Annotated in this window: 8 protein-coding genes and 2 rRNA genes (1 of these 10 only partly in view); 4 read left to right on the forward strand and 6 right to left on the reverse strand. The window is 63.3% G+C overall.

Features of this window, described 5'->3' with window-relative positions; all coding sequences use genetic code 11:
• The first annotated feature begins 25 nt into the window (after positions 1 to 25).
• Positions 26 to 409, forward strand: a complete 384-nt coding sequence (gene queD / locus F787_RS0108380; RefSeq protein ID WP_019021382.1) for a 6-carboxytetrahydropterin synthase QueD — start codon at positions 26 to 28, stop codon at positions 407 to 409.
• Positions 410 to 446: 37 nt separating this feature from the next.
• Here queD and F787_RS0108385 read toward each other — a convergent pair whose 3' ends face one another.
• Genes F787_RS0108385 through F787_RS0108395 form a run of 3 tightly spaced genes read right to left on the reverse strand, consistent with a single transcriptional unit; the run spans position 447 to position 2,973 of the window.
• The gene (locus F787_RS0108385; RefSeq protein WP_028491899.1) at positions 447 to 1,868 is read right to left on the reverse strand and encodes a PhoH family protein; all 1,422 of its coding nucleotides are present in this window, start codon (positions 1,866 to 1,868) and stop codon (positions 447 to 449) included.
• A 44-nt stretch (positions 1,869 to 1,912) separates the two neighbouring features.
• Positions 1,913 to 2,386 (reverse strand): peroxiredoxin, encoded by a 474-nt coding sequence (locus tag F787_RS0108390; protein WP_019590804.1) that lies wholly within the window; start codon positions 2,384 to 2,386, stop codon positions 1,913 to 1,915.
• A 32-nt stretch (positions 2,387 to 2,418) separates the two neighbouring features.
• The gene (locus F787_RS0108395) at positions 2,419 to 2,973 is read right to left on the reverse strand and encodes a glycine cleavage system protein R (RefSeq protein ID WP_018870622.1); all 555 of its coding nucleotides are present in this window, start codon (positions 2,971 to 2,973) and stop codon (positions 2,419 to 2,421) included.
• Between the two features lie 170 nt (positions 2,974 to 3,143).
• Between F787_RS0108395 and dapA the strand changes: the two genes are divergently transcribed.
• Genes dapA through F787_RS0108410 form a run of 3 tightly spaced genes read left to right on the forward strand, consistent with a single transcriptional unit; the run spans position 3,144 to position 5,994 of the window.
• Positions 3,144 to 4,022, forward strand: a complete 879-nt coding sequence (gene dapA, locus F787_RS0108400) for a 4-hydroxy-tetrahydrodipicolinate synthase (RefSeq protein ID WP_028491900.1) — start codon at positions 3,144 to 3,146, stop codon at positions 4,020 to 4,022.
• 7 nt (positions 4,023 to 4,029) lie between these two features.
• The gene (bamC, locus tag F787_RS0108405; protein ID WP_028491901.1) at positions 4,030 to 5,208 is read left to right on the forward strand and encodes an outer membrane protein assembly factor BamC; all 1,179 of its coding nucleotides are present in this window, start codon (positions 4,030 to 4,032) and stop codon (positions 5,206 to 5,208) included.
• A gap of 24 nt (positions 5,209 to 5,232) precedes the next feature.
• Positions 5,233 to 5,994, forward strand: a complete 762-nt coding sequence (locus F787_RS0108410) for an MBL fold metallo-hydrolase (RefSeq protein WP_028491902.1) — start codon at positions 5,233 to 5,235, stop codon at positions 5,992 to 5,994.
• 25 nt (positions 5,995 to 6,019) lie between these two features.
• Here F787_RS0108410 and F787_RS0108415 read toward each other — a convergent pair whose 3' ends face one another.
• From F787_RS0108415 to F787_RS0108425, 3 genes are all read right to left on the reverse strand, one after another.
• Positions 6,020 to 6,226, reverse strand: coding sequence for a hypothetical protein (locus F787_RS0108415; protein ID WP_018870626.1), 207 nt, complete (start codon positions 6,224 to 6,226; stop codon positions 6,020 to 6,022).
• A gap of 98 nt (positions 6,227 to 6,324) precedes the next feature.
• Positions 6,325 to 6,440, reverse strand: a 5S ribosomal RNA gene (gene rrf / locus F787_RS0108420).
• Between the two features lie 87 nt (positions 6,441 to 6,527).
• Positions 6,528 to 8,629, reverse strand: a 23S ribosomal RNA gene (locus F787_RS0108425); it runs 777 nt beyond the window's last position.

Below are 8,629 nucleotides of genomic sequence, written 5' to 3' on the forward strand. Positions count from 1 at the left end.
GGCCGACCGCTTCCGGAATCCGAACATGAGTGCCCGCTATACCCTGCGCGTCCTGACCGACTTCGCCTCCGCGCACACCCTGCGCGATTATCCGGGGCAGTGCGCGAACATGCACGGCCACAACTGGAAGGTGGAAGCCGAGGTGGAGGCCGAAACCCTGGACGACACCGGGATGGCGGTGGATTTCAAGGTGGTCAAGAGCGCCGCACGCGAGATCGCCGGGCAGCTGGACCATCGTTACCTCAACGACGTGCCGCCGTTCGACACGGTCAATCCCACCGCGGAGAACATCGCCCGCTGGTTCTTCCGCGAGATGGCGGAACGCCTGAACCGCCCCGGGCTGCGCGTCAGCGCCCTGACCCTGTGGGAGACCGACCGCGCCTGCGTGCGCTACAGCGAGGACGGCTAGCCAGACACCCGGCTCGCTCCAGCAACCCCTGCGCCACCTACAGGTGGTTGGAAGCGTAATCCGCCAGCCGCGAGCGCTCGCCGCGGGTGAGCGTGATATGCCCGCTGTGCGTCCATTCACGGAAGCGGTCCACCACATAGGTCAGCCCCGAGGTGGTCTCGGTGAGGTACGGGGTATCGATCTGCGCGATGTTGCCCAGCGCGACGATCTTGGTCCCCGGCCCGGCACGGGTGATCAGCGTCTTCATCTGCTTGCTGGTGAGGTTCTGCGCCTCGTCCAGGATGATGTAGCGGCTGAGGAAGGTACGCCCGCGCATGAAGTTGAGCGAGCGAATCTTGATGCGGCTGGTCAGGATGTCCCCGCTGGCCGCCCGGCCCCATTCCCCGGCCCCTTCGGTGTTGCCGCCGAGGACCTCGAGGTTGTCCATCAGGGCCCCCATCCACGGAGTCATCTTCTCCTCTTCGGTACCCGGCAGGAAGCCAATGTCCTCGCCCACCGGCACCGTCACCCGGGTCATGATGATTTCCTTGTAGGTCCCGTCCTCGAGCGTTTGCGCCAGGCCGGCCGCCAGGGTCAGCAGCGTCTTGCCGGTCCCCGCCGCTCCCACCAGCGAGACGAAATCGACCTCCGGATCCATCAGCAGATTGAGCGCGAGATTCTGTTCGCGGTTGCGGGCATTGATGCCCCAGACCGTGTGCCGGGGATTCATATAGTCGTCCACCAGCTCGATCACGGCGCTCTCGGCCGGCCGATCCACCTCCAGCACGATGGCACTCAGGGGCTGTTCGCCCTCGCGATAGACGAACTGGTTGGGATGCCATTCCGCAACCAGCGGCCCCTTCACCCGGTAATAGGTCCGGCCGGCCTCCTGCCAGGAATCCATCGCCGCGCCGTGGGTGTCCCAGAAGTCCCCGGGCAGCTCCTGCATCCCCGAGTACAGCAGAGAAACGTCATCCAGCACCTGGTCGTTGTGATAATCCTCCGCATGCAGGCCGATCACCGCAGCCTTGATGCGCAGGTTGATGTCCTTGGACACCAGGGTCACCCGGACATCCGGGAGCTCTTCTACCAGCGCCTGCGCGGTGCTGAGGATATCGTTGTCGGCCGAAGAGCCCGGCAGCGACTCGGGCAAATGCGAATTCAGGCTGCGGGTCTGGAAAAACAGCCGGCCATGGCCGCCGAGATCCGAGTCCTCCAGCGACGTCGCCGTCAGCGAAAGCCCGGCGACAATCGCCTCGTGGGTGGCCCCGGTCATCAGCTCGTCGATGAACCGGCTCACCTGACGCACGTTGCGCGCCACCTCGGAGACCCCCTTCTTGCCCCGGTCCAGCTCTTCCAGGACCACCATCGGCAGGAAGATGTCGTGTTCCTTGAAACGGAACAGCGCGGTGGGGTCGTGCATCAGGACGTTGGTGTCCAGCACGAACAGATGACGGCCGGGTTCGCGGTCTTCGATCATCGGGCCTCCGGGGCGCAGGGGCAGGGGCAGAAACGCGCTCGATGTCAGCCCGAGAGTTCACGCACCGCGGCGAGCACCTCGTCCACGTGGCCGGGGACTTTCACCTTGCGCCATTCCCGGCGCAGCACGCCGTCCGCGTCGATCAGGAACGTGGAGCGCTCGATGCCGCGCACCTGCTTGCCGTACATGTTCTTCATGCCAATGACGTCGAAGGCCTCGCACAGGCGCTCGTCCGCATCGCTGAGCAGGTCGAACGGCAGCTCCTGCTTGCTGCGGAAATTCTCGTGGCTCTTCACGCTGTCGCGCGAGCACCCGAGGATCACCGCCCCCGCTGCCTCGAAATCGGCCAGACGCTCGGCAAAGTCACGGCTCTCGTTGGTACACCCCGGCGTGTTGTCCTTGGGGTAGAAATACAGGACCACCATGCGCCCGCGGAAATCCTCCAGCGCCAGCTCCTGGTCGCCGGTGGCCGGCAGGCGGATATCGGCAGGTACGGGCTGATCGATCGCAACCGTCATTTTCGTGTCTCCGGTCGGGGACGGGGCGGCATTCAGGCCTTGATCGGCTCCAGCACCCCGTCGAGATTGAGTTCGTCGCAGAAGTCCATGAATTCGCCCCGCAGCGTCGCCAGATGCTGCGCGGCCGGGATGTCGATCACGATGTTCGCCGCGAACATGCGGGCGCCTGTCTGCTGCGCCGTGTAGACGCGACTTTGTACATCCCGCAGGTTGACGCCCCGCGTGGCGAAGAAGTTCGCCAGGCCGTGCAGCAGCCCCGGGGCATCCAGGGCGATGACGTCCACGGCATAGGCCATGGCGGCCTCTCCGGCCTCCTCCAGCGGCCCGCGACGCGCGGTCACCACCAGCCCGCTCTCGCGTTCCAGACGTTCCAGCCGCCCTTCCAGGGTCGCCAGGGTCTTCCAGTTTCCGCTGGCGGTCACCGCCATGCAGGCGTAGCCGGAAAGCACCACCATGCGACTGGCTTCCAGATTGCAACCCGATTCGGCAACGTGCTGGGTCACCTGGGTCACCAGGCCCGGCCGGTCCGGCCCCAGCAGACTCAGCACCAGCTCGGTGTGCGTACCGGCCCCGACGACCTCAGCCACGGGCCCGGCCTCCTGCGACCGGCGAGCAGGATGGCGAACGGCAATGGCGCATCGCGTGGATCATGATGCCGGAACATATCACCTCCCCGGGTACAGGCCAACGCGGCGCTTTCTTGAATGCCCTGTCAGTCCCCCGTTAGACTGCACCATTACTTGTCCTGGAGGGGGCGATGTTTCAAGGCAGCATGGTCGCGCTCGCGACCCCGATGCACGCCGATGGCAGCCTGGACTGGCCAGCGCTGGATCGGCTGCTGGAATTCCATGTCGAGTCGGGTACCGACGCCATCGTCGCCGTGGGCACCACCGGCGAATCGGCCACCCTCGATTTCGACGAACACTGCGAGGCCATCGCGCACGTCGTGCGCACCATCGATGGCCGGCTCCCGGTCATTGCCGGAACCGGAGCCAACTCCACCCGCGAGGCCATCGCCCTGACCCGGTGCGCGAAGGAAGCCGGTGCCGATGCCTGCCTGCTGGTCGCCCCCTACTACAACAAGCCCACCCAGGAAGGCCTGTATCTTCATCACAAGGCCATCGCCGAGGCGGTGGACATCCCGCAGATCCTGTACAACGTGCCCGGTCGGACGGCGGTCGACATCCTGCCCGAAACGGTCGAACGCCTGGCCGCGGTGCCCAACATCGTGGGCATCAAGGAAGCCACCGGAAGCAACGAGCGCACCGCCGAACTGGTCGAACGCGTCGGCAGCCGCCTGGACCTGTTCAGCGGCGAGGATGCCAACGGACTTGCCTTCATGCTGGCCGGCGGCCACGGCGTCATCTCGGTCACGGCGAACGTCGCGCCGCGTCTGATGTCGGAGATGTGCCGGGCAGTGCGCGAAGGCGATGCCGAACTTGCCCGCGAGATCAACCGCCAGCTGGACGGACTGCACTCGGCTCTGTTCCTGGAAGCCAACCCGATCCCGGTCAAATGGGCGCTGCAGCAGATGGGCATGATGGAAGAAGGCATCCGCCTCCCGCTGACACCGCTTTCAGCTCCGTTTCACGCCCCGGTTCTGGACGCCATGCGCCAGGCCGGCATCGAGGTATGAACCGTTCATGACCCGTTTTTCGTCCTTTTCCGCTCGTACGACCGTACGCGCTTACCTGCCCGCGGCGCTGCCGCTGGCCGTCGCCCTCGCACTGGGTACCGCCGGCTGCGCCGGTACCGATGACCGTGGCCCGGTATATCAGGAATCCCGTCAGGCCCCTGACCTCGAGGTTCCGCCCGAACTCAGTGCCCCCGACAGCCGCGACGGCTACCGCGTCCCCGACGCGCCGGGAGAACGCGTCAGCGCCCGCGAGATGCAGCAGCCCGATACCCGACAGACCGGCACACCCGGCGGAACGGGCGCCCTGGCGCCGCGAGCCGGCGAGGTCCAGGTCCTGCCCGAAGACAGCGATGTACAGATCTGGCGTGACGGCGATACGCGCTGGCTGACGGTCGATACCGACCCGGACGACCTGTGGAATCGCCTGGCCGCGTTCTGGGACAGCCAGAACCTGCCGCTGGAACGCAACGAACCGGAAGTCGGCATCATGGAAACCCAGTGGGCCGAAGACCGCGCCGGTATCCCGTTCAGCGGCACCCGCGGTTTCATCGCCCGGACCATTGGCGGTCTCTACGATTCGAACACCCGTGACCGATACCGCCTGCGCGTCGAACGCGAGGACGACGGTCGCACCGCAGTCTACATCACCCATCGCGGGGCCGAAGAACAGCCCGTGGGCGAAGAACGCTTCCTCTGGGTTTCCCGCCCCTCCGATCCGGAGCTGGAGGCGGAAATGCTCAATCGCCTGCGCCTGTTCCTGCTCACCGGCGACCCCGGCGAAGGCGGTCAGCGCGCCGACGAATCGGAGGTCCAGCGGGTGCCGGGCGCACGCATCGAGAATGTCGGCGACGAACTGGTTCTTCGCTTTGACAGCGACGCGGACCAGGTATGGCGGCACCTCGGCACGCGCCTCGACCGTTCCGGCCTCCTCGTCGACGAACGCGACCGCCGCAGCGGGGTGCACGAAGTCACCTATCGCCCGGACAGCGCCGACGAAGACGAAGGTGGCTTCTTCAGCCGCCTGTTCGGTCGCGGTGACCGCCGCGCAGACACGCGCTACCGGATCGAACTCTCCGCGGACAACGGCCAGTCCCTCCTGCGTGCACGGGACATCGACGGCGAACCGCTGGACGAGGACGACACCCGGTTCCTCCTCGAAAAGATCGAGGAAGGCTTTCGCCGCTGACCGCCGAGCACCGGCACTGTCGGCATGCTTCGATACTGTTCTCTTGGAAGCGGAAGCGGCGGAAACGCACTGGTCGTGCGGGCCCGCCATACCTGCATCATGATCGACTGCGGCTTCTCCGCGCAGGAGGCCGAACGTCGGCTCGCGCGCGCCGGCCTGCAGCCCGACCAGCTGAACGCACTCCTGATCACGCACGAGCACGGTGACCATATCGGTGCCGCCGGCGCGTTCTCCCGACGCCACGGAATCCCCGTATACGCTTCCCACGGCACCATCCGTGCCGCCCGTGACAATCGCTTCCCCAGCACCCTGGAAATCACCAGCGACTCGCCGATCGAGATCCGCGACCTGCGGGTGATTCCGTTCACCGTCCCGCATGACTCGCGGGAACCCACGCAGTTCACGTTGTCCGATGGCTGCCGCGAGCTGGCACTAATGACCGATGCCGGCCATGTGACGCCCCACATGGTCGAGATCGCCGCCCGGGCCGACGGCCTCCTGCTCGAATGCAACCACGAGCCGGATATGCTCCAGGCCGGCCCGTACCCCGAGCGTCTCAAGGAGCGCATTCGCGGAGGATGGGGCCACCTCCCCAATCACGCGGCGCGTGACCTGCTCCGACGGGCCGATAACCGAAAGCTGCGCTCGCTGATCGGGATGCATCTGTCGACCGACAACAACCATCCCGATCACGCCCGGAAAGCGCTTGCAGAGGGCGTCGGCGCGGCCGCGGCCGAAATGGAACTCGCCACCCAGGAAGAAGGGTTCAGCTGGCGCGAGCTCTAGGGAGCCGCCCCGTGGCTGCCGATGGCTACTTCCGCGATTCGCGCAGGAAATACAGCCCGCCAAGGATCATCACAACGCCCACCACGGTCGCGAACCACCCGCCAAACCCGCCATCCTCACGGGGGGCGATCGGCGAGAAATGGACCTGCTGCCCCAGCAGCGCATACGCCCCCACGGCAATAAGCACCAGGCCCACGACCACCAGGCCACCATCCGTCCGCTTGTTCGCCACAGCCACCTCCCGCCGGTCGTCCGGCGTCCCACGGGCACAAAATCAGGCATAAAAAAAGCCCGACCCCTCGCAAGAGGAATCGGGCTTTCGGTGTAAATGCCTGGCGGTGACCTACTCTCACGAGGGGAGGCCCCTAACTACCATCGGCGCAGAGCAGTTTCACTTCCGAGTTCGGGATGGGATCGGGTGGTTCCTGCTCGCTATAGCCGCCAGGCAAACTGGCTGGACAGCGCTCACTGTCCAAATTCGGAATGCAACTAGGTGATGTGTCAGAAGAGACCAACAACCATTTGGGTGTTATATGGTCAAGCCGCACGGGCAATTAGTACTGGTTAGCTTCACGCGTTACCGCGCTTCCACACCCAGCCTATCAACGTTGTCGTCTTCAACGGCCCTTCAGGGAGCTCGAAGCTCCAGGGAGATCTCATCTCCAGGTGGGTTTCCCGCTTAGATGCTTTCAGCGGTTATCCCTTCCGCACTTAGCTACCCGGCAATGCCACTGGCGTGACAACCGGAACACCAGAGGTGCGTCCATCCCGGTCCTCTCGTACTAGGGACAGATCCTGTCAAATCTCCGACGCCCACGGCAGATAGGGACCGAACTGTCTCACGACGTTCTAAACCCAGCTCGCGTACCACTTTAAATGGCGAACAGCCATACCCTTGGGACCTGCTTCAGCCCCAGGATGTGATGAGCCGACATCGAGGTGCCAAACACTGCCGTCGATATGGACTCTTGGGCAGTATCAGCCTGTTATCCCCGGAGTACCTTTTATCCGTTGAGCGATGGCCCTTCCATACAGAACCACCGGATCACTAAGACCTGCTTTCGCACCTGCTCGACGTGTCTGTCTCGCAGTCAAGCACCCTTATGCCTTTGCACTCGTCGCGCGATTTCCGACCGCGCTGAGGGTACCTTCGCACTCCTCCGTTACTCTTTGGGAGGAGACCGCCCCAGTCAAACTACCCACCACACACGGTCCTCGACCCGGATAACGGGCCTGAGTTAGAACTCCAAACTTGCAAGGGTGGTATTTCAAGGATGGCTCCACCGAGACTGGCGTCCCGGTTTCAAAGCCTCCCACCTATCCTACACAAACAAGCTCAAAGTTCAGTGTGAAGCTGTAGTAAAGGTTCACGGGGTCTTTCCGTCTGGCCGCGGGTACACAGCATCTTCACTGCGATTTCAATTTCACTGAGTCTCGGGTGGAGACAGCGCCGCCATCGTTACGCCATTCGTGCAGGTCGGAACTTACCCGACAAGGAATTTCGCTACCTTAGGACCGTTATAGTTACGGCCGCCGTTTACCGGGGCTTCGATCAAGGGCTTCGCCGAAGCTAACCCCATCAATTAACCTTCCGGCACCGGGCAGGCGTCACACCCTATACGTCCTCTTTCGAGTTAGCAGAGTGCTGTGTTTTTAGTAAACAGTCGCAGCGGCCTGGTCTCTGCGACCTCGAACAGCTCGGGGAGCGAGTCCCGTCACCATCCGAGGCGTACCTTCTCCCGAAGTTACGGTACCATTTTGCCTAGTTCCTTCACCCGAGTTTCCTCAAGCGCCTTGGGATTCTCACCCTGCCCACCTGTGTCGGTTTGGAGTACGGTCTCACGTTAACTGGAGCTTAGAGGCTTTTCCTGGAAGCAGGGCATCAGTGACTTCGCTCCCTTGGGAGCTCGTCATCACATCTCAGGATATGTACCCCCGGATTTGCCTAGGAGTACTCCCTACATGCTTGAACCGGGCACCAACAGCCGGATCACTTAGCCTTCTCCGTCCCCCCATCGCATTAACGCGAGGTACAGGAATATTAACCTGTTTCCCATCGACTACGCATTTCTGCCTCGCCTTAGGGGCCGACTAACCCTGCGCCGATTAACGTTGCGCAGGAAACCTTGGGCTTTCGGCGGATGGGTTTTTCACCCATCTTATCGTTACTCATGTCAGCATTCGCACTTCTGATACCTCCAGCATGCCTCTCGACACACCTTCGCAGGCTTACAGAACGCTCCTCTACCACCTGCAAAGCAGGTCCGCAGCTTCGGTACATGGCTTTAGCCCCGTTAAATCTTCCGCGCAGGCCGACTCGACCAGTGAGCTATTACGCTTTCTTTAAAGGATGGCTGCTTCTAAGCCAACCTCCTGGCTGTCTCTGCCTTCCCACATCGTTTCCCACTGAGCCATGATTTGGGGACCTTAGCTGGCGGTCTGGGTTGTTTCCCTTTCCACGACGGACGTTAGCACCCGCCGTGTGTCTCCCATGCTCGCACTTTCCGGTATTCGGAGTTTGCAATGGTTTGGTAAGCCGGGATGGCCCCCTAGCCATAACAGTGCTCTACCCCCGGAAGTGATACATGAGGCGCTACCTAAATAGCTTTCGAGGAGAACCAGCTATCTCCGAGCT

It is taken from the genome of Thioalkalivibrio sp. ALE19 (assembly GCF_000428605.1).
GTDB lineage: Bacteria > Pseudomonadota > Gammaproteobacteria > Ectothiorhodospirales > Ectothiorhodospiraceae > Thioalkalivibrio.

Excerpts from the sequence above, each read along its gene's own strand:
- bamC (WP_028491901.1), top strand. The coding sequence starts at position 4,030 with ATGACCCGTTTTTCGTCCTTTTCCGCTCGTACGACCGTACGCGCTTAC.
- dapA (WP_028491900.1), top strand. The coding sequence starts at position 3,144 with ATGTTTCAAGGCAGCATGGTCGCGCTCGCGACCCCGATGCACGCCGAT.
- queD (WP_019021382.1), top strand. The coding sequence starts at position 26 with ATGAGTGCCCGCTATACCCTGCGCGTCCTGACCGACTTCGCCTCCGCG.
- F787_RS0108390 (WP_019590804.1), bottom strand. The coding sequence starts at position 2,386 with ATGACGGTTGCGATCGATCAGCCCGTACCTGCCGATATCCGCCTGCCG.
- F787_RS0108385 (WP_028491899.1), bottom strand. The coding sequence starts at position 1,868 with ATGATCGAAGACCGCGAACCCGGCCGTCATCTGTTCGTGCTGGACACC.
- F787_RS0108410 (WP_028491902.1), top strand. The coding sequence starts at position 5,233 with ATGCTTCGATACTGTTCTCTTGGAAGCGGAAGCGGCGGAAACGCACTG.